This window comes from Buchnera aphidicola (Schlechtendalia chinensis) (assembly GCF_001648115.1).
GTDB classification, from domain to species: domain Bacteria; phylum Pseudomonadota; class Gammaproteobacteria; order Enterobacterales; family Enterobacteriaceae; genus Buchnera_B; species Buchnera_B aphidicola_N.
The window spans coordinates 569,821-591,274 of sequence record NZ_CP011299.1 but is presented as its reverse complement, the minus strand read 5'-3'; the positions used below and the strand labels follow the sequence as shown (position 1 = coordinate 591,274).

Below are 21,454 nucleotides of genomic sequence, written 5' to 3'. Positions count from 1 at the left end.
AAAATTACAAAAATAGTATGAGAGATAATAAAGTTTATATTACGAGAGGAACTAGAAAGTTTGCATCGGTAACAGTCGCTTTATTTTTAGCTGGATTTGCAACGTTTTCAATCTTGTATTGCGTTCAATCTATTTTGTTTGTATTGTCAAAATATTTTTCTTTGAATCCTATAGAAAGTAGTTTATCTTTATCTTCTTCTACTGCTATGATGGCAGTAGGAATGCTATTTACTGGTCCGTTATCAGATAGAATAGGCCGAAAAAAAATTATGTCTGGCGCATTATTTTTAGCGGCTTTTTTTACTTTTTGTTGTTCAAAAATGGATAGTTGGGAAAATTTCATATTGATGAGAGCATGTACAGGATTAGCTTTAAGTGGTGTTGCAGCAGTAGCTATGACATATTTAAGTGAAGAGGTTCATCCTAACACTTTATCTTTTTCTATGGGATTGTATATTAGTGGAAATACTATTGGAGGTTTTTTTGGAAGATTTTTAAGTAGCTTTCTTTCAGAAAGCGTTTCTTGGAAATTAGCATTAGAATTGATCAGTATTTTAGCATTTTTATTTTCAATTTTATTTTTGTATTTTTTACCTTGTTCGAAAAATTTTCATTCTGTTTCTTTAAATCCTAGAAAAATTTTTTCTCATTTTATATCACAATGGAAACATCCGGTTTTATCTAAACTATTTATAATAGGTTTTTTATTAATGGGTAGTTTTGTTACAATTTTTAATTATATTGGTTATAGATTATTATTAGAACCATTTTTTTTAAGTCAGAAAACTATAGGTATATTGTCAATAATTTATTTAATAGGTGTATATAGTTCTCCAAAAGCTGGTATTCTTGTTAAAAAATATGGAAAAGGTTTACTATTAATAGTATCTTTATTTATGATGCTATTAGGGTTATTAATTTCGCAATGGAATGCAATATTTATTGTATTTTTTGGTTTATTTTTTTTTACAGCTGGTTTTTTTGCAGCACATTCAGTTGCTAGTACATGGGTTGGGCAACAAGCAAAAAAAAATCGAGGTTATATTTCGTCTATTTATTTATTTTCGTATTATTTAGGGTCTAGCGTTTTGGGAACATTTAGTGGAATTTTTTGGACTATGGGTAAATGGATAGGAATTTCAGTTTTCATATCATTTGCCTTATGTATTGGAATAATGTTAGCAATTCAATTGAATAATACTACTCTTGTAGAAAATAAAAAGTAATTTTCATAATTTATAGATGTTGACCTATTTTAAAAAATGTTTTAAATTTTTTGTAGTATTTAGTTTAATTGAAAAATTAAACTATTTTAATAAATATTTTAAATTTTAAAAAATATAAATATTTATAGTAAATGTATGTATTATATCTTTCTCTATATAACGTTCTCACAGATAATAAATTAAATCTATATCTTTAAAATGGTTTAAAGATTATGTCACATTTATTTTCTTTTTTTAGTTGTACTAATAATTGCTTAGCAATTGCTGCTTTTGCAGTGGTTCTGTTATACGAAGTGATTAATGGTTTTCATGATTCTGCTAATGCTATAGCTACTGTAATTTATACTCACGCTCTTAGTTCGAAGTTAGCTGTTATACTTTCTGGGATATTTAATTTTTTGGGAGTAGTGTTAGGAGGATTAGGTGTAGCTTATACTATTGTTCACCTTATTTCTATTGATTTGTTATTTGATATTAATTCATCTTATGGTTTAAAAGCTATTTTTTCTATATTGTTAGCTGCCATTTTTTGGAATTTGTGCACATGGATTCTTTGTTTACCTAATTCTAGTTCACATACATTAGTTGGCACCATTATTGGAATTAATATTACTTATGCTATTAGTAACAATATTTCTGTAATGGATTCTTTTAATTTTGACAAATTTCTAAATGTGTTTTTATCTTTAATTATTTCACCAATATTGGGATTAATTATATCTGGAATTTTAGTACTTGTTTTAAATTTTTTTTGGAAAATAATTCAAGAAAGTTATTATCTTTATATGTTTTCTAGGACTTACAAACATCTTCAGAAAGATGTTACACCTCCATTTTTGGTAAGAGCTATATTAATATTATCTTCTATAGGTGTTAGTTATTCGCATGGAGCGAATGATGGTCAGAAGGGAATTGGCTTAATTATGTTAATTTTAATATGCATTTTCCCATCAGAGTATTTCGTTAATTTGTGTGCATCGCAATATGACATAAACCAAACAAGAAATTCTGTTTATTCTTTAGAAAATTATTATATTCATAATAAAAAAAGTTTAAAAAGAAGTACTAATATAATGGCTATTCATTCAATAGATAAGAATTCATCGTCATTGGATAAATCTTCTGATGAAAAAATATTGAATGTTTTTCAAAGTTTGAAAAAATTATTAGATAATACGTTAAGTTATAAAGAATTACATATTGATCAAAGATATAAATTACGTCAATTATTATTATATATGACTGAATTTATAGATACAATTAACAAATATTCTCAGATTAAATCTGATGATAAACATTTTTTAAAAAAATTGAAAAAAAGCTTAATATGTACTATTGAATATGCACCTATTTGGATTATTATGTTAGTAGCATTAGCTTTGTCTATTGGTACTTTAATGGGGTGGAAAAGAATTGTTACTACTTTCGGAGAAAAAATTGGAACAAAGAATATAACTTATGTTCAAGCTATTTCATCTCAGTTAACAGCCGCTATTTCAATGAGTACAGCAAGCTATACGGGAGTTCCAGTATCTACAACTCATATTATTTCGTCTTCTATTGCTGGAGCTATTTTAGTTAATGGAGATAAGATACAAACTCGAACTGTCAAAAATATTATTATCTCCTGGGTGTTAACTTTTCCTATTTCAATTGTATTGTCTAGTATTTTATATTGGATAAGTTTAACGATGATAAATTAATTTTTATTAAGAGATTATTTCACAGGCATGTGATAATATTTTTTAATTTAAAAGTTTTTTAAAGTTTTGTTTTTTTTGAAGTAGATGTGTGTTACTGTTTTAACTATATTGTGTGTGTCATTTTCAATTATATAAGACTTTAGAATTTTAAAATGTATTTAAAAAATAACTGTTTTGAATAATTATAATTACTTAAAATAAGTTATATTGACAATATGACTATGTTTGTTTATTATTCTTATAATAGCAAATAAAATTTTATAAATGTTATCCTTGTTTTTAAAATATAGTATTTATTTTATATGATAAAAGAATTATTATTAATTTTAAAATTTCGTAATATTTTAAAAGTTTGTATTTAATTCAATTATTTTAATTTAGGATATTATCCTAAAAATAAAATTGTAGTATAATGCATTAAAGTTTGTATATTTTATATATAAGATAATTTTGATTTAGGTTTAAGCTTTTTAAAAAAAAAATAAATTTTAATGAATATTTAAAAAATTAATTCATATATTTATAGAATCTCAATTGTTATTTTAAATATACACATAGATATAATTAATTGTACTGTTAATAAAATTAAATAAAATAATTTAAATTTTATGTTATTTGAAGTTAGATGTTTTTAGAATAAATTAACTAGAATTGTTTATATTTTTTTGTTACAGATTTTGAAACATAATTTTTTATAATATAGTTATTTTCTTAAATTTATGAAAAGTTTTAGATGTATTTTTATATAAAACTTTTTATAAATCAAAATTTAAATAAAAAATTCATAAAAAACTAGAGGACGTAATATTATGTCATCAATGTCAGTTGTAGATGGTATGCAACTTGTAGATGTGAATAAAAAAACACACCCTCAAGATATTTTAACAAATAAAAGTAAAAATATTACTCATATTAATTTTCCTGATATAAATGATTTAGAACGATTACCTTATTATAATCATAAAAATAATGCTTCAAATATTATATATTCAGATTATTTAAATGGTAAAATTGTAGATTATCCACCTGATTTTTTTATTAATAACAACATTCCAAAACGTGAAGATTTAAAAAAATTAAATGAATTAAAAGGTTTTACTTCAATATTTTTCCCTGTTTACAGTTTTGTTAAAAATATAACACCAGATTTTACTGTTCCAGATATATTTAAGTTCAGTTTTACTCCTATGACTAATTTTTTTGATGCATTATTGAGTACAGTGTCTGATACTTGTGTATCGATATATGAGTCTGGTAAGAAAGCTATTAGTTCAACTGTTGACTTTATAAAAGGAGTAGGAGAGTCTGTATTTGATACTTCTGTTAACTTTGGAAAAAGTGTAATATCTAGTATTAGTAACTTCTTTGGTGGTGGTAGTCCTGCTCCTGTTTCAAACGATAAACCTGTAGTTCAACCTGATAAGATAGAATCTGACAATTCTGTTAAAGATAATGTTGAAAAAATTGAAAATAGGGATTTAAAAAAACCTTATTGGTATACTTTAAAAAATATTAATGATAATAATTCTTCAATATTTTCTGGAAAAAAGTTTCAAAATAATTTTAATGAACTAAAAAAGACTTTGAAATTAGATAACGATTTTCTTTCTGAAGGCGAAGATTCTGTTTTACAAGTTAACGGACAACCAATATCCAAACATTCTCCGGCAACTATGTTAAATGATTTTAAATATGTATTGCCTAATTTGGAATCAAGACAATTAATTTCTTCGTATTCGCATCAAGATTTATTTTCTCGTCCATATCTAGAATTATTTTCTGAACGTCCAGAATTGGCTGATTTAAAATTAAAAGATATAAAAGTTTCTTATGTAGCAGATGAGTTAGATGATAATCAAATTCAGCTTGTAGCAACAAGTAAAGCGCGATTAGATTCAAATACGAGTTATAAAGCAGATGGAAATACATACGACGATTCATTTGGAATACAAGCATCTATGATTCTTTCTAAGGATAAAGTTCCAAATATAGAATATGTTTATTTTTTAATGTAAAGATTAATTAATAATTTTTAAAGTCGTATTTGTATAGTTTTTAGAATATAGCTTTACTGACATGTAATGAATTAAATATGGAGTATATAAATGTTTTTTTTGATTTATATACTCCATTTAATATATTAAATATTATTCAATAATTTATTTTTGATTTATTAGTTTTTTTTAAGTTCATTTAATTTAAAAAGTTTTATGCTATTACTATTATCTTATTTTATATTTGTTTAATAAAGAAAGATGTACTGATTTTGGTACGTAATTTTTAGTACTTCCCCCATATTTTGCTATTTCTTTAATTAATGATGAAGAAATACAGGAATATTTTTGAGATGAAAAGAAGAATATATGTTCTAATTTTGGATTTAGTTTTTGATTTACGTTAAACATATTTCGTTCATATTCAAAGTCTAATGGTGTTCTAATTCCTCTTACAATATGATTTACATTTTCAGATCTTGCAACATGTATCAACAAATTGTCAAAGCCGACAATTTTTTTTATAGATTTAATTTTTTTTGTACTTATTTGAACTAATTTTATACGTTCTTGCATACTAAACAATGGATTTTTATTAGAATTTTCAAAAATTGCAATTATAATAAAGTCGAATATTTTTACTGCTCTTTTTAGAATGTCTAAATGCCCATATGTAATTGGATCAAAAGTTCCAGAAAAAATTGCTTTTTTTTTCATTTTTATGCGTTTATATAAAAAATAATGTATGTAATACTATTTTTTTATATATAAAATTGTATTTTAATAATATTTAAAATAGTTATACAATATTTTTAAAGGTTTTTTATGTAATTATTAGTTATATTTCTTTTAAAAGAACAATATAATTTTTTCATTAATATGATGTATGGTTTATTTTCATGTTTAGTTAAAAAATTTTACCAATAATTTTCGTTAGTAATTTGACCAGGATTTTTTCGGAAATGTTTTTTCATTCCTTTTTTTTCTAAAAAAAATTTTTGAGTATCTTTAATCATTTCTGGATTTCCACATAACATTATATGACATGTATTTTTATTAATTTCAATTTCTAACTCATTTTCTAAACTTTTATTTCTTAGTAATTCAGGAATTCTACCATGTAATGAAAGGTTAGTTATTTCTCTGCTTACAATAGTTTTTATATGCAACTTTTTATCATACTTTTTTTTCAATTCGTGCATTAAAGGTAAGTATGTTAAATCGTTTTGATATCGAACTGCATGCACAAGTATAATATTTTTAAATCTTTCAGTATCATCTTTATGTTGCAGTATAGAGAGATAGGGTCCAATTCCTGTTCCTGTAGCAAACATCCATAAATTTTTGCAATTTGGAATTTCGTCAAGAGTAAAATAACCTGATGCCGTTTTTTTAATCATTATTGTGTCGGAATGTGATAAGTTATATAATTTTTTTGTAAGTTTACCTTTTGGATTTAATGTTATATAGAATTCTAAATTAGTATTTTTGGGAGAATTAACATAAGAATATGCTCTTTGAACATGCTCTCCATTTTTTTTAATATATAAAATTCTAGAAAATTGTCCTGCGATAAATGGATAGATAGATGCGTTTAAAATTAAACTAAATAGGTTATTTTTCCATTTTATAACTTTTACTATTTTAGCCGTAGTCCAGTCATTCATCTTGTAGTTCCACTGACGTTTTAAAATTATTTTTAAAAAATTTTAGCATTTTAAATAAAATTGGCAATCTCGCTTTATATAATTACTCATTACCTTAATAAGAAATCACTGTTAATAGAAAACTTTTTTATAAAATACGTTTTTTATTTCAGTTTATATAAATTTTGAGTTATATTTTATAAAATTTATGTCAAATTATTTAAATTATAATTTTAAGATTTAAATAATGTTAAAACTTTTTTTATCTTAATAATAAGATATCATATTTTAAAAAATTTTTAGGATTTAATGAACTTATTTTTTTGAAATTTTAAAAAATTTTATGTTGAGTTTGTATATTCATAATCAATTTTAAAACATGTCATATAGGAATTATCTTCTTATTTATTTAAATGTGAAATGTATTAGTTAATATACAGGTTTTATTTTTTTAAAGTGGAATTTTTTCATTATTACGTGATTTTTTATATTTTGAAGTATTTTTGAAAAATTGATATAAAAATAATTCTAAAATTTGAATTAGAAAAATTAGTTCTTTTTTAATAAAATTCTTCATTTTTTTATGTATTTAAAAATTTGTTATACTAATAATAAGAACGATATACTATCGGTATAGTAAAATACAATGTGTCATTTTGGATTTTTAAAAGTGAATGTATTAAAAAATTTGGAATAAAATAAAAAATGTGTGAACATCTTAAGAGTATGGATGTTTTAAAAGTTGAAACATTTTACCAACCCAATCCAACAGCTATTTTTCATCATATTTGTCGTAATAGAAGTAATACGTTACTTTTAGAATCAGCTGAAATTAATAATAAAAAAAATTTAGAAAGCATGATGATTGTAGATTCTGCATTACGCATTTCAGCTTTAAATATGGTAGTTACATTAGAAGCATTAACTAAAAACGGAAAAAGTTTATTACCTGTCTTTAAGTCTTTATTACCAAAAGAAGTGAGAATTCTTAGTAATGACAATTTTTTAAAAATTAAATTCCCTTCAATCGTTAAAGATATTGATGAAGACAAGAAGTTACATGTATTGTCTATATTTGATTCGATACGTTTTTTGATAAATAGTGTAAAAAATAATAAAGGTTCTAAGTCTATGTTTTTTGGAGGATTATTTGCATATGACTTGGTTTCTAGTTTTGAGAATTTACCTAAATTAAAAACTTCTCAATCTTGCCCTGATTTTTGCTTTTATTTATCTGAAATATTACTTGTTTTGAACCATAAAAGAAGAACTTGTTATATACAAGCAAGTTTGTTTTCTTCTAGCAATCTTGAAAGAAATAAATTACAACATAGATTATTAGAAGTAAAGAACAAGTTGTCTCAAAATTTTTATCCATTAGAATCAACTTCATTAAAAAAAATGATTTTAAAATGTAATAGAACAGATAGAGAATATGAAAAAATCATTAAGGAAATGAAAAAATCAATAATGATTGGAGAAATTTTCCAAGTTGTACCGTCTAGAAAATTTTATTTGCCATGTACTAATTCGTTAGCGGCTTATGATGTTTTAAAAAAAAATAATCCTAGTCCATATATGTTTTTTATGCAAGATTCTAATTTTACTTTATTTGGTGCTTCTCCAGAAAGTTCTTTAAAGTATGATACATTATCGCGGAAAATTGAAATTTATCCTATTGCAGGAACTAGGCCGCGAGCCAGAAAGATAGATGGATCTATAGATTTGGATTTAGATAGTAGAATAGAGTTGGAAATGCGAACAAATCATAAAGAGTTGTCTGAACATTTAATGTTAGTGGATTTGGCACGTAATGATTTAGCAAAAATTTGTGATCCTGGAACTCGTTATGTTGCTGATTTAACACAAGTAGATAAGTATTCTCATGTTATGCATTTAGTATCGAGAGTTGTGGGCAAGTTAAGATTAGATTTAGATGTTTTTCATGCATATCAGGCATGCATGAACATGGGAACATTAAGTGGTGCTCCAAAAATTAGAGCGATGGAGTTAATTTCTAATGCAGAGAAAGAGAAAAGAGGAAGTTATGGGGGATCTATAGGATATTTTACTGCGTCTGGAACATTAGATATGTGTATTATTATTAGATCTGCATATGTAGAAAATAATATTGCTACTATTCAAGTAGGAGCTGGAATAGTACTAGATTCTATACCTCAATTAGAAGTAGATGAGAGTAAGAATAAAGCTAAAGCTGTATTACAGGCAATTTCTGAATCACATTCTTGTCATATAGAGTTAAATATAGAAAATGAACGACATACTTTTGCTGGATAACATTGATTCATTCACTTATAATTTAGTGGATCAACTTCGAATTAATAATTGTAATGTTATTATTTATCGAAATACAGTTTCAATTAGTATTATTTTAAAAAAGTTATCTAAAATGTGTAATCCAATTTTAATATTATCTCCAGGTCCAGGACATCCTGATAATGCAGGTTGTATGTTAAAATTGTTAAAAATTGTATGTGGGAAAATTCCGATTATTGGAATTTGTTTAGGACATCAAGCAATTGTAAAAATATATGGAGGAAATATAGAAAATTCAGGAGAGATATTACATGGGAAAACTTCGTTTATTGAACATGATGGACAAGCTATGTTTCATAACATTCCTAATCCTTTTCTTGTAGCAAGGTATCACTCTCTTATTTGTAACGATGTACCAAATTCGTTAACTATTAGTGCGCATTGCAATGGTGCAGTAATGTCAGTTCGAAGCGATAAAGAAAAAATTTGCGGAGTTCAATTTCATCCTGAATCTATATTAACTACTTTAGGTTCAAAATTTTTGAAACAAACTGTAGAATGGGCTATACAATAATTTTTGCAATACATAGAAATTTGTTAAGTATTAGTTGTTTTTTTTAAATTTTAATATTTTAATGTGTTTTGAGAGTGTTATTATATATTTTTTTAGATATAAATTAATTTTTTTAAAACTTTACAGTTAATGTAATGTTTTGTTTTTGTTATTATTATTTTTTTATCTAATTTAATAAAAAGTTTAAAATGATAATAAAATTGTATTGTTCATTAAAGTATTAATATACTTAATTTTAATTTTTTTTTGATTTTCAAACTTTTTTAAAGAAAAATTTTTAACTGCAATAATAATATCGTAGTGTTTTTATAAAGGATGAAAACTAATGATTTTTGAGGTGTTTTCTAAATTAGAAGAAAAGATACAACAGACTATTGATACTGTTTTATTATTGCAAATGGAATTGAAAGAATTAAAAGAAAAGAATGATAGTAATGAAAAAGAAATGAATTTAATACTTTCGGAAAAAGTAAAAATAGAAGAAGAAAACAAAAAGTTAAAAGAAGAAAGAGACATATGGAAAGATATGTTACATGGATTATTAAAAAAAATGAATGAAATATAACTTTTGACATCTTATTTTTATAAGATATTAATGCATTAACGTTTTTTATTAGTTTTTTATATAAAATATGATTACAAAAACGTTTTTGAAAACTTAATAATATTACTAACGTTAAAATATATAAATTTATTGTTTTTAAAAGCAAAATACTTTTCCTATCTTTAATTTTAAGATAGGAAAGTAATTAGTTTTATGTATTTTGTTTTAATATTTATAAAATAAATCGATTGAGATCATTATTTAATATTAGGCTATCTAAATGTTTACTTACATATTCTTCATCGATATTAATCACTAGTTCATTTTTGTTATTGCAAGAATTGTAAGAAATATCTTCCATTAGATGTTCTAATACAGTATATAATCTTCGAGCGCCTATATTTTCTATAGATTCATTAACTTTCCAAGCAGCTTCGGCAATATGACGAATTCCTTCTTTAGTAAAATTAATTGTTACTTTTTCTGTATTCATTAAAGCTTTATATTGTAATGTTATAGATGCTTTAGGTTCTGTTAAGATTAGTTCAAAATCGTCAATGGTTAGTGCTTTTAATTCAACTCTAATAGGAAGTCGTCCTTGTAATTCTGGAATTAAATCTGATGGAGTAGAAACTTGAAATGCTCCCGAAGCAATAAACAAAATGTGATCTGTTTTGACCATTCCATGTTTTGTAGATATAGTACATCCTTCAATTAATGGTAATAGGTCTCGTTGTACGCCTTCTCGTGAAATATCAGGTCCACTTGATCCTCTATTTTTACAAATTTTGTCAATTTCATCAATAAATACGATTCCATTTTGTTCTACTGCATATATAGCTTCTTTTTTAAGTGTTTCTATATTTAACAATTTATTTGATTCTTCTTCTATTAATAATTTTATTGCATCTTTGATTTTTAATTTTCTTATGTTTTTTTTTCTTCCTCCTAAATTTTGAAATAACGATTGAAGTTGGTTTGTTAATTCTTCCATTCCAGGTGGTGCCATAATTTCTACACCTACAGGTGTTGTAGAAATATTAATCTCAATTTCTTTCTCGTCTAGTTGGCCTTCTCTTAATTTTTTTCTAAATAGTTGAATAGCTGCAACAGGTTTATTTGAACTATCTGATTCTTTCCATTTTTTTTCAACAGTAGGGACTAAAACGTTTAAAATTCGTTCTTCAGCTATTTCTTTTGCTTTATTTTTATTTTTTTTAAAAGTTTGATTTCGTATCATTTTTATTGATAAGTCTGTTAAATCTCTAATTATTGAGTCAACTTCTTTTCCTACATATCCTATTTCTGTAAATTTTGTAGCTTCTACTTTAATAAATGGAGCATTAGCTAACATAGCTAAACGTCTGGCAATTTCTGTTTTTCCGACTCCAGTGGGACCTATCATTAAAATATTTTTAGGTGTTATTTCACATCTTAATTCTTTTTTGAGTTTCATGCGTCGCCATCGGTTTCGCAAAGCAATAGCGACAGCTCGTTTTGCTTTTTCTTGTCCGATTATGAATCGATTGAGTTCTTTCACTATTTCATGAGGGGTCATGTCTGACATAAATATAATCCTTACTTTTCTGAAGTTAGTTCTTTAATAGTAAAAATATCGTTTGTATATATACAAATTCCAGAAGTAATTTTAAGTGCTATTTTTACAATTTGTTTTGCAGTAAGAAGAGTATTTTCTAACATTGCTTGTGCAGCTGCTTGTGCATAAGGACCGCCTGATCCAATAGCCATAAGATCATTTTCAGGTTGAATTACATCACCGTTTCCAGTTATAATAAATGATTTTCCTTTATCTGCTACCGCTAATAAGGCTTCGAGTTTTCGAAGTATTTTATCAGTTCTCCAATCTTTTGCTAGTTCGATTGCTGCTCTTTGTAGATGTCCTTGATACATAAGTAGTTTTTTTTCGAACAGTTCGAATAACGTAAAAGCATCAGCTGTACCTCCTGCGAATCCCGCGATTACTTGATTATGATACAATGTTCTTACTTTCTTAACATTACTTTTCATAATAGTGTTTCCAAGTGTTGCTTGACCGTCTCCTCCAATAACTACTTTTTTTTTAAGACGTACGCTAAGAATGGTCGTCATAAAATATGATTCCTTTTTATGTAATTTGATAGAATTTTAAATATTAATAATTGAATTTTTAATATACAATTTGAAAACATTAAAATTCTATTTTTTGTGCTTATAACAGTAAGTTATGTTGAAACTCTATTTTTTAAATTTAAAAAAGGTGTTTTTGCATTTATAAAAGCAATATTTTAATTGTTATTGTGTATTTTGAATTACTAGAAAATTTTTTAATTATTTTTTTAACGAGTACATTTAGAATTAGCATCGTATATTGCGTATGTTTTTTTATAGTATTTAATGTTTGAATCTTTAGTTCACATGATAATTAGATGATTTTTGAACTTCAGAAATAGAAAAGCAGTTTACTTTTATGGTGTATTTTTTAAATTATTTATTTTATCTTCTATGAAATAGGAACTTTTTACGTCCTAAAATTTTATTTTTCGTTTTTTAACTCATATATGTATTTCCATTTTTCTTGTGGTATTTTTAGAACTTCATGAACTTTGTTCTTAACATTTTTAGATTTTAAATTATGTAAGTGATTATTAAAAATATCTGTTCCAAATAATGAGTTAGAACAAAATATTAAAAGCAATAGTATAATAAATATTAACATGACTGTTGTAATAACGTTGTTGTTTTTTTTTAAACGAGAATATTTAAATTTTTTGTAAAATAAGAAATCTTTATTAATCATTTTTTATTTTGTAATATAATTTTATATTAATTTTGGCGTATTGTTGTAAATAGTTACAATTAAATGTTGATTCAGTTTTCACATTTTTATGTGAAATTCGACTATTTTCATACGTATTTAAGAAGCTATACATTTATCAATTAAAATTTGTAAGATAATGCGATTAATTTCAGATATATAGTAACAGTATATTTATTTAAAAAAAATAATTTTTATTTATTATTTTTAATGTTAAAATATTTTTAAAAACTTTAAAATTCTTTTTAAAATAATTGTTGCTCAATTTTAGTAGTTTACTTTTAATTCATAAAATTATGAGAATCATATGAAAGATAATATTCATCCAAATTATTTCAAAATATCAATATTTTGTTCTTGTGGAAATTCTATAGAAACTTTTTCTACTTTATGTAAAAATATAAATATTGACGTATGTTCTAAATGCCATCCTTTTTATACTGGAAAACAAAGAGTAGCAGATATTGGAGGCCGTATTGAGAAATTTAATAAAAAATTTAACATAAATGATGCAAATAGATAAAATAACTTTTTTGAAAGTTCTTTCAATGTTTATTAAAAAATGAAAAATAAATTATTTATTAAAAAATGGTTTAAAACATGTTTAACGTTTATGTTTTGTACATTTTGAGTAATGTTTGAAATGTAACTATATTTTTACAAAAAATATTTCGTATATCGTTTGTTAATATTAATTTTTGAAACCTTTTTTATATATTTTTTTGAAATTTTCAAAAAAATACTTTTTTAAACCACGATATATAGAGTTTGCTATAATCTTCTGGTAAGATTTATTTTTTAATTTTTTTTCGTCTAGTTGATTACTAATAAAACCTGTTTCTATTAGTATAGATGGAAAATAAGGGGATTTTAGTATTCCAAAATTAGCATTTTTAGGGTATTGAGTTTTATGTAAATTTTTTACATGTTTAAGTTCTTTTATGATGTTAGTTGCAATAATATATCCTGATTTTTGAACATAATGAGATTGAAAATCTAAAAATTCTGATTTTATACGATTTTTGGCGTTTTTTTTGTGTTTGTTGTATTGATCTTTATCAGAATTTTTTTTATTTTTGATATTTTTTTTTGGCCAATAAAGTACTTCAGAATTAATTTTTCTTTTCGAAAGTACCCATATAGACAATCCTGATGTTTTGGAGTTAGCTGATGAATTAGTATGAATAGAAATTAATACATTAGCGTGATTCTTTTTAGCAATTTTAGTGCGTTTTGAAATAGGCACGTAGTAATTTCCATTTCTAATCATTACAACTTTAAATAATTTTGACTTATTGAGAGTATGTTCTAATTGTTTAGAGATTTTAAAAGTAATATCTTTTTCTTGAACTTTGCTAATTCCGATAGCTCCAGGATCTTTACCTCCATGTCCTGCATCTATAGCTACGATTATTTTTTCTATCTTATACTTTTTTTTAACAGTTTTTTTTCTATTATTGTTTTTTGGTTCTTTTGCTTTTTGAACATTAGATGACAAAAGTTTATATTTAAATTTTTTAATAACAAAGTTGTGATTTTTATATAAAAATTTTTTGTAAAATATTAAATTTGTAACGATTTTTAATGATGTTTTTTTTTGAATTTATTTTTAGAATATGAAGATTATTATTTTCATAATTTAGAATTCTTTCTGATGAAGATAATAACGAACTCAAAAAAAACATATTTATGACTAGTATAATTATGTAAATCATACAATTTAACATATGTTTCCTTATAGCTATAATTTTTAAACCTTTTGAAGGTTATATGTGTGATTTTTAGAACGTTTATATATTTTAAAATTTAAAATTAATTTTATAAAACGATAATATTTAATATAAATTTTATTAGTAAAATAGCGGGAAACGAGATTCGAACTCGCGACATCAACCTTGGCAAGGTTGCACTCTACCAACTGAGCTATTCCCGCATTAAAACAAACTTTATTATAAAAATTCAAAAAACACAAGTATTAACTTATAAAAGAATTTTTGGTTCTTAAAATTTAAATTCATAATTTAAATAATTATCGCATATTTTAGTTCAACTATGTCTTCAAAAAATTTTTTCGATAATGTTTTAATTCATTCACTGATTCATATAAATCGTTTAATGCAGTATGTTTTTTTTTAAAATTTTTGAATATTTTAACATTCCATCGCATTACTAGCTCTTTAATTGTACTAACATCTATTTGTCTGTAATGGAAATATTTTTCTAATGCAGGCATGTATTTAAATAAAAATTGTCTATCAGTACTAATAGTGTTTCCGCACATAGGTGATGTATTTTTCGGAACCCACTTTTTTAAAAACGAGATTGTTTCAGATTCAGCTAATGCTTCGTTATATAAACTGTTTTTTATTCGTTCTATTAATCCATTTTTAGTGTGAGTAGTAGTATTCCATTTATTCATTAATTTTAATTGAGAGTCTTTTTGATTAATAGCTATTATTGGTCCTATAGAAATAATTTTTAAGTTAATGTTAGTTATTAGGGTAGCAATTTCAATAATTTTGTGTGCTTTTGGATTTAATCCTGTCATTTCTAGATCAATCCATATTAAGTTTGAATTATTAATATTCATTTTATTTTTAAAAAAAATAATTGTTTTAGTATTATTATTTTTATTTTTGAGAAATATTGACTTTTTTTAGGTCATTTATACAAATAGTTATTCCAATTATTTCCCATAGTTTTTAAAATTTTTTTTATTTAAATATTGATAAAAATTTTTAATTTGTATTAAGAGTTGCAATAATTTAAAATATATATTCTCTAATCTTGATTTATTTTTTAAATGAAATTTAAATAATATTTTTTACATTAGAAGCAATACGTTTTTTATGTTTTATGTGTTTAGAAAAAACTCTTTTTTTTTGATTTTATATCTAAGATAAGAACTTTAAGTTAAAAGTCATATTAAAAAATTTTATGTGGTTTTGTTTAAAGTAGATAAATTTTTATTTTTAAACAAAACTCATTTGTTTTATAAAGATAATCTCAATTGAAATATATATTAAAAAAATTCAATATTATAATATTGAAAAATGATAAGTTTATGTGTCTTTTTTAAAATATATTTTTAATTTACCATAATAGTTTTTATTTTGTAAGAATATTTATATGATTAAAAAGAACAATTTTTTATGTTTTCAAAATAATGAGAAATTTTATGAAGAATATTAATCCTATTGATACGAATGCATGGAAGAGTTTACAAAAGCATTTTTATGAAATAAAAGACGTTCATATGCGAGATTTGTTTTTTCAGGATAACGAAAGATTTAATAAGTTCTCTATAAATTTTAATAATCAAATTTTAGTTGATTTTTCTAAAAATAGAATTACAAGTGATACGCTAAAAAAATTGTTAATGTTGGCAAGAGAAATTGACTTAACAAATTCTATTCGATCTATGTTTAATGGCGAAAAAATTAATCGTACTGAAAATCGTGCAGTTTTACATACAGCGTTAAGAAGTGATAGTAGTTCTATTATGTACAATAATAAAGATATCATGACTGATATAAAAAAAATGCTTGCAAAAGTTAAATTTTTTTCAGAATTAGTCATTAATGGATCTTGGAAAGGATGTACAGGAAAATCTATAACTGATGTAGTAAATATTGGTATCGGAGGATCAGATTTAGGACCTTCTATGGTAGTTAAAGTTTTGGGTTTTTATAAAAATCATCTAAATATGCATTTTGTTTCTAATATAGATGGTTCTCATATTTCCAGTGTTTTTAAAAAAATTAATCCAGAAACAACTTTATTTCTGATTGTTTCTAAAACGTTTACAACTCAGGAAACTATTACTAATGCTAATACTGCTAAATCATGGATGGCTAAACATTTAAAAAAAAATAATTTTATAGAACGACATTTTATTGCGATATCTGCAAATGTCAAGAATGTTATTGATTTCGGGATTAGTTTAGAAAATACGTTCATTTTTTGGGATTGGGTTGGAGGACGTTATTCATTATGGTCTTCCGTAGGACTATCAATATCGCTTGCTATTGGATTTGATAATTTTATATGTTTGTTAAGTGGTGCACGTTCTATGGATCATCATTATTTAAACACAGATTTGGACAAAAATATACCTGTTATATTAGCGTTAATTGGAATTTGGTATAATAACTTTTTTTTATCAGAAACTGAAGCAATATTTCCATATGATCAAAATATGCGCCGTTTTCCGGCTTTTCTTCAACAAACTAATATGGAATCCAATGGTAAAAATGTCGATAGGAATGGTTATTCTGTGCGTTGGCAAACAGGACCAATTGTTTGGGGGGAGCCAGGTACTAATGGACAACATGCTTTTTACCAATTATTGCATCAAGGAACTAAATTAATTCCATGTGATTTTATTGCGTCTATATGTCCAAATGGTCATCATTTTATGAACCATCATATACAGTTACTTTCAAATTTTTTTTCACAAACTCAAGCTTTAGCTTTTGGAAAATTTAAAAAGAATACTGAGAAAAAATTGGATAATGTTAAAAATGGTATACATAAGTCATTCGACGTATCTCTTTACAAAATGTTTGAAGGAAATAGGCCAAGTAATTCTATTTTATTATATAAAATTAATCCTTATAATTTAGGTTCTTTGATTGCTTTATATGAACATAAGGTATTTACACAAGGTATAATTTTTAATATTTTTACATTTGATCAATGGGGTGTTGAATTGGGTAAAAATCTTGCAAAAGATGTTTCTTTGAGTTTAAATGACAATAGTAAAGTAATAAAATACGATTCTTCAACTAACGGTTTAATAAATTTTTATAAATTTTTACGTTAATAAAGGAATATTAGTATTTATAAGTTGATGAGTATAAAGGGATATTAATAATTTGCATTTAATAATAATTACAACATTAATATTTGGAATAAACGATTATATTATGTTTTTTAATCAGTTATTTTGTAAGCATTTTTGCAACTTTTTAAATATAAAATTTATTTAAATTTAATAAATTTTAATAAGAATGTTACTTTTTAAGATAGATAATAATTTTAAATTGTGATTTTCGTATTTAATAACAGATTTTTAAACTTATGTTATAAATTATTTAATTTTATGTGTAAGAAGTAAATTTAAATATTTTTTAAAATAACCTTAATTGTGAAATGTATTATATGTATAAGTATATTTCACTTTTTATGAATAATTTATTTTTTTTAATTTATAAAATTATCATAATATAGTGTTTATGTGAGATTTTAAATATTTCATGTTTTTATATATATATTTAGAAAAATTATTACTTTTGTAAATTGAACTAATGGAGTAAGGGAAAGCATGTCAATGTTAATAAAAGTTAAAATTCAAAATATTGGTCGATTTTTAAGTAAAATGATTATGCCAAATATTAGTGCTTTTATTGCATGGGGATTAATTAGTGGATTATTTCTTCATTATGGATGGATTCCAAGTAAGAATTTAGAAAAAATCATAGATCCGATGATGATTTATCTTTTTCCAATTTTAATTGCTAGTACTGGAGGTCGTTTAATAAATGGTAAAAGAGGAGCGATTGTTGGAAGCATAGCTGTGATAGGAGCTATAGTAAGCACTAATTTTCCAATGCTTTTAGGAGCAATGATGATTGGTCCTTTGAGCGGATGGGTTGTTTTATATTTTGATAAAATTTTTAAAGGAAAAGTTGCTAGTAGTTTTAAAATGTTAGTAAATAATTTTTCAGCAGCAATTGTTGGGATATTATTATCAATAATATCTTTCTTTATTATAGGCCCATGTGTTGAAAAATTTTCTAGCATTTTAGAATATGGTGTAAATTTAATTGTTCAAAAGAATTTTTTACCTTTTATTTCAGTTCTTATTGAACCTGCAAAAGTATTATTTCTAAATAATGCTATTAATCATGGAATTTTTTCTTCTTTAGGTTTACAAGAAGTTAAAGAATTTAATAAATCTGTTTTTTATTTAATCGAATCAAATCCAGGTCCTGGACTTGGTGTACTTATAGCATTGTTATTATTGGAATATAATAATAAAGAATCAAATAGCTCTTTAAGAAATGCCGCAATTATTCAGTTTTTTGGTGGAATACATGAAATATACTTTTCTTATGTATTACTAAAACCTACATTAATCATAGCATTAATTTTAGGCGGAATGACTAATATTTTTATATTAACATTTTTCAATGGTGGATTAATATCTCCTGTTTCTCCAGGTTCTATCATATCAATTTTGGCTCTGACTCCGAAAGGGTTATATTTTGTTAATTTATGTGCAGTAATTATGTCTTTTTTTATATCTTTTTTAGTTTCATTTTGCATATTAAAAACTTTTAATAAAAATTATCAAAATTCTTCAAAAGGCGCATTGCAGAAATGTGAAGTTAAAGATATAGAATTAAACAATTTTATGACAAAAAATTGTAATAACAATTTTTATTTTGAAAGAAAAATAAAAAAAATTGTAGTCGCATGTGATGCAGGAATGGGTTCTAGCGCAATAGGTGCAGAAATGTTAAAAAAAATATTTAATGATTTTAAAATTGATATTATAGTTTTAAATTCTGCAATTGATTCTATTCCTGATGATTCCGATTTAGTTATTACTCATAAGAATCTTACTGAAAGGGCCAAAATAAAACATCCTAATTTTCAACATGTATCTTTGAACAATTTTTTAGATAATAATTTTTACCAAAATTTAGGAAAAAGTTTAATTAAAAGTAATGTTTGCGAGACTAATATTAATAGAAATAATGTTATACAAACATTAGAAAGCGGTATAGATATTAATAATTTTTTCTTTTTTACTAAAAAAAATATATTTTTAAATCAAAAAGCTAAAAATAAAGAAGAAGCTATTAGGTTTATAGGTTCAGAATTAGTTAAACAGGGATATGTAAAACAGGAATATATTTTAGCTATGTTAGAAAGAGAGAAAATTATGTCTACATGGTTAGGGGAATCAATAGCATTACCTCATGGAACTATAAAAGCAAAAGATTCTATATTGAGAACTGGAGCTATTTTTTGTCAATTTCCAGAAGGAGTTCATTTTGGAGATAACCCAGATGAAATTGCGTTTTTAGTTATTGGAATTGCAGCTCGAAATAATGAACATGTTAAAGTAGTAAGTGATATTACGAGTATTTTAGATGATAATGAAGTGATTAAAATTTTATCTAGTACTAAAAACGTCAATTATGTATTAGAATTGTTTCAAAAAAAACGGTTACGAAAATAAGTAGAAGTGAAGTTAGAGTTTTTAAAAGGAATAATTAATTACAATTGTAGTTTTAAACTAAAGCGTATTTTACTTTAATAAATATATTAAATATTTGGAAGAATTGATGAAAGCATTACATTTTGGTGCTGGTAATATAGGTCGAGGATTTATTGGACAAATTTTAGTAAACTCAGGATTTCATTTGATTTTTGCTGATATTAACAAGAATATTGTTAATGCTATTAACTTACATCATGAATACGATATTGAAATACTGGGCAACAACTCGCATTATGAGAAAATCACTGGAATAGAAGCTGTACATATTAAAGATCCAAAAATTTTTTCTGTTATAGCAGAATCAGATGTAATTACAATATCAGTTGGAGTAAACGTTGTAAGTTCTTTAGCATTATTAATTGCAAAAGGAATAGAACATAAAATACATTTAAAAAAAAATAATATTTTAAATATAATAGCGTGTGAAAATTGTTTTCGTTGCAGTTCTATTTTAAAAAAATATGTAATGAATGCATTACCTTCGAAGTATCATGAATATTTAGAAAATAATATTGGATTTGTAGATACAGTAGTAGATAGAATTGTATCTTTTAATAATACAAAAAAATGCAACATATTATTTGTAAGAGTAGAAAAATTTCAAGAATTAATATGTGATATTAATCAGTTTAAAGGTGATATTCCTAAAATTATTGGTATGAAATTAACAAAAAATCTAAATTCCTATAGTGAGCGAAAATTGTTTACTTTAAATACTGGTCATGCGATTACTGCCTATATTGGTTTATTGTATGGACATTCTCATATATACGATGCTATTTTAGATAAGAACATATACAACATTGTGCATGGTGCAATGAATGAAAGTGGGAATGTATTAATATCTCGATATGGTTTTGATAAAGTTAAACATAACAACTATATAAAATCGATAATATCTAGATTTAAAAATTTTTTTTTAGTAGACAGCTTAATGAGAGTTGGTCGTAATCCTTTAAGAAAATTATGCAAAAATGATCGTTTAGTTCAACCTCTTTTAGGAACATTAGAATATCAATATCCTAATATTAATTTGATTAAAGGAATTGCAGCTGCATTATGTTATAAAAATGTTAACGATAGTGAAGCAGTAAAACTAAATTATTTAATTCAATCAAAAGGAGTCAAATATGTTTTGTTGAAATTTAGTAATTTAGATCCAAAGTTGTCTGTTACACTTTTAATTAATAAATATTTTAACGAATTTAACAAAAAATTTATACTAAATAAGTAACATAAATTACTTATTCATAAAATTTTTTTCATGCTTTTTAAAACGAAACTATTATTTCTTTAGAGTGAAATGTATTTATATATTTGTATTATTAATTGTAAGATCTATTTTAATTCAATTTTATATTTGATAATGCGTTATTTAATA

The 21,454-nt window shown here is 24.1% G+C and carries 16 protein-coding genes, 1 tRNA gene and 1 pseudogene; 10 read left to right on the top strand and 8 right to left on the bottom strand.

Annotated features, from left to right (window positions below; all coding sequences use genetic code 11):
- Window positions 1-17 precede the first annotated feature (17 nt).
- The 3 genes from XW81_RS02745 (at window position 18) to XW81_RS02735 (ending at window position 4,944) form a co-directional block, all read left to right on the top strand.
- The gene (locus XW81_RS02745; RefSeq protein WP_075474408.1) at window positions 18-1,226 is read left to right on the top strand and encodes an MFS transporter; all 1,209 of its coding nucleotides are present in this window, start codon (window positions 18-20) and stop codon (window positions 1,224-1,226) included.
- 212 nt (window positions 1,227-1,438) lie between these two features.
- Window positions 1,439-2,929 (top strand): inorganic phosphate transporter, encoded by a 1,491-nt coding sequence (locus tag XW81_RS02740; protein WP_075474407.1) that lies wholly within the window; start codon window positions 1,439-1,441, stop codon window positions 2,927-2,929.
- A gap of 809 nt (window positions 2,930-3,738) precedes the next feature.
- On the top strand, window positions 3,739-4,944 hold the full coding sequence (locus XW81_RS02735; protein ID WP_075474406.1) for a hypothetical protein: 1,206 nt from the start codon (window positions 3,739-3,741) through the stop codon (window positions 4,942-4,944).
- A gap of 207 nt (window positions 4,945-5,151) precedes the next feature.
- Here XW81_RS02735 and coaD read toward each other — a convergent pair whose 3' ends face one another.
- A complete protein-coding gene (gene coaD, locus XW81_RS02730) occupies window positions 5,152-5,640 on the bottom strand; it encodes a pantetheine-phosphate adenylyltransferase (protein WP_075474405.1) in 489 nt (162 codons plus the stop codon).
- Window positions 5,641-5,840: 200 nt separating this feature from the next.
- Window positions 5,841-6,590 (bottom strand): FAD-binding oxidoreductase, encoded by a 750-nt coding sequence (locus XW81_RS02725; RefSeq protein WP_075474404.1) that lies wholly within the window; start codon window positions 6,588-6,590, stop codon window positions 5,841-5,843.
- A 684-nt stretch (window positions 6,591-7,274) separates the two neighbouring features.
- Between XW81_RS02725 and XW81_RS02720 the strand changes: the two genes are divergently transcribed.
- From XW81_RS02720 to zapB, 3 genes and pseudogenes are all read left to right on the top strand, one after another.
- Window positions 7,275-8,867 (top strand): anthranilate synthase component 1, encoded by a 1,593-nt coding sequence (locus XW81_RS02720; RefSeq protein ID WP_075474403.1) that lies wholly within the window; start codon window positions 7,275-7,277, stop codon window positions 8,865-8,867.
- Window positions 8,842-9,417, top strand: a pseudogene (locus XW81_RS02715) (glutamine amidotransferase-related protein); the annotation flags it as partial. The gene XW81_RS02720 and the pseudogene XW81_RS02715, both read left to right, overlap by 26 nt.
- A gap of 328 nt (window positions 9,418-9,745) precedes the next feature.
- A complete protein-coding gene (gene zapB, locus XW81_RS02710) occupies window positions 9,746-9,985 on the top strand; it encodes a cell division protein ZapB (RefSeq protein WP_075474401.1) in 240 nt (79 codons plus the stop codon).
- A 211-nt stretch (window positions 9,986-10,196) separates the two neighbouring features.
- Here zapB and hslU read toward each other — a convergent pair whose 3' ends face one another.
- The 3 genes from hslU to XW81_RS02695 all read right to left on the bottom strand — a co-directional run bounded on the left by hslU (window position 10,197) and on the right by XW81_RS02695 (window position 12,761).
- Window positions 10,197-11,531 carry an ATP-dependent protease ATPase subunit HslU gene (gene hslU, locus XW81_RS02705; protein ID WP_075474400.1) on the bottom strand — a complete coding sequence of 445 codons (1,335 nt, stop codon included), beginning with the start codon at window positions 11,529-11,531 and terminating at the stop codon, window positions 10,197-10,199.
- 11 nt (window positions 11,532-11,542) lie between these two features.
- The gene (gene hslV / locus XW81_RS02700; RefSeq protein ID WP_075474399.1) at window positions 11,543-12,073 is read right to left on the bottom strand and encodes an ATP-dependent protease subunit HslV; all 531 of its coding nucleotides are present in this window, start codon (window positions 12,071-12,073) and stop codon (window positions 11,543-11,545) included.
- A gap of 424 nt (window positions 12,074-12,497) precedes the next feature.
- Window positions 12,498-12,761, bottom strand: a complete 264-nt coding sequence (locus XW81_RS02695) for a hypothetical protein (RefSeq protein WP_075474398.1) — start codon at window positions 12,759-12,761, stop codon at window positions 12,498-12,500.
- 325 nt (window positions 12,762-13,086) lie between these two features.
- Between XW81_RS02695 and rpmE the strand changes: the two genes are divergently transcribed.
- Window positions 13,087-13,302: a 50S ribosomal protein L31 gene (rpmE, locus tag XW81_RS02690; protein WP_075474397.1), complete on the top strand. Its 216-nt coding sequence runs from the start codon at window positions 13,087-13,089 to the stop codon at window positions 13,300-13,302.
- Between the two features lie 168 nt (window positions 13,303-13,470).
- Here the strand turns inward: rpmE and XW81_RS02685 are convergent, their stop codons facing one another.
- From XW81_RS02685 to orn, 3 genes are all read right to left on the bottom strand, one after another.
- Window positions 13,471-14,277: an N-acetylmuramoyl-L-alanine amidase gene (locus XW81_RS02685; RefSeq protein ID WP_195182284.1), complete on the bottom strand. Its 807-nt coding sequence runs from the start codon at window positions 14,275-14,277 to the stop codon at window positions 13,471-13,473.
- 362 nt (window positions 14,278-14,639) lie between these two features.
- A tRNA-Gly gene (locus XW81_RS02675) sits at window positions 14,640-14,712 on the bottom strand.
- A 117-nt stretch (window positions 14,713-14,829) separates the two neighbouring features.
- Window positions 14,830-15,369: an oligoribonuclease gene (gene orn, locus XW81_RS02670; protein ID WP_075474395.1), complete on the bottom strand. Its 540-nt coding sequence runs from the start codon at window positions 15,367-15,369 to the stop codon at window positions 14,830-14,832.
- Window positions 15,370-15,957: 588 nt separating this feature from the next.
- Between orn and pgi the strand changes: the two genes are divergently transcribed.
- From pgi to XW81_RS02655, 3 genes are all read left to right on the top strand, one after another.
- Window positions 15,958-17,604, top strand: coding sequence for a glucose-6-phosphate isomerase (gene pgi, locus XW81_RS02665; protein ID WP_075474394.1), 1,647 nt, complete (start codon window positions 15,958-15,960; stop codon window positions 17,602-17,604).
- Window positions 17,605-18,105: 501 nt separating this feature from the next.
- Window positions 18,106-20,031 (top strand): PTS mannitol transporter subunit IICBA, encoded by a 1,926-nt coding sequence (locus tag XW81_RS02660; RefSeq protein ID WP_075474393.1) that lies wholly within the window; start codon window positions 18,106-18,108, stop codon window positions 20,029-20,031.
- Between the two features lie 106 nt (window positions 20,032-20,137).
- Window positions 20,138-21,307: a mannitol-1-phosphate 5-dehydrogenase gene (locus XW81_RS02655; RefSeq protein ID WP_075474392.1), complete on the top strand. Its 1,170-nt coding sequence runs from the start codon at window positions 20,138-20,140 to the stop codon at window positions 21,305-21,307.
- The last annotated feature ends 147 nt before the right edge of the window (window positions 21,308-21,454 follow it).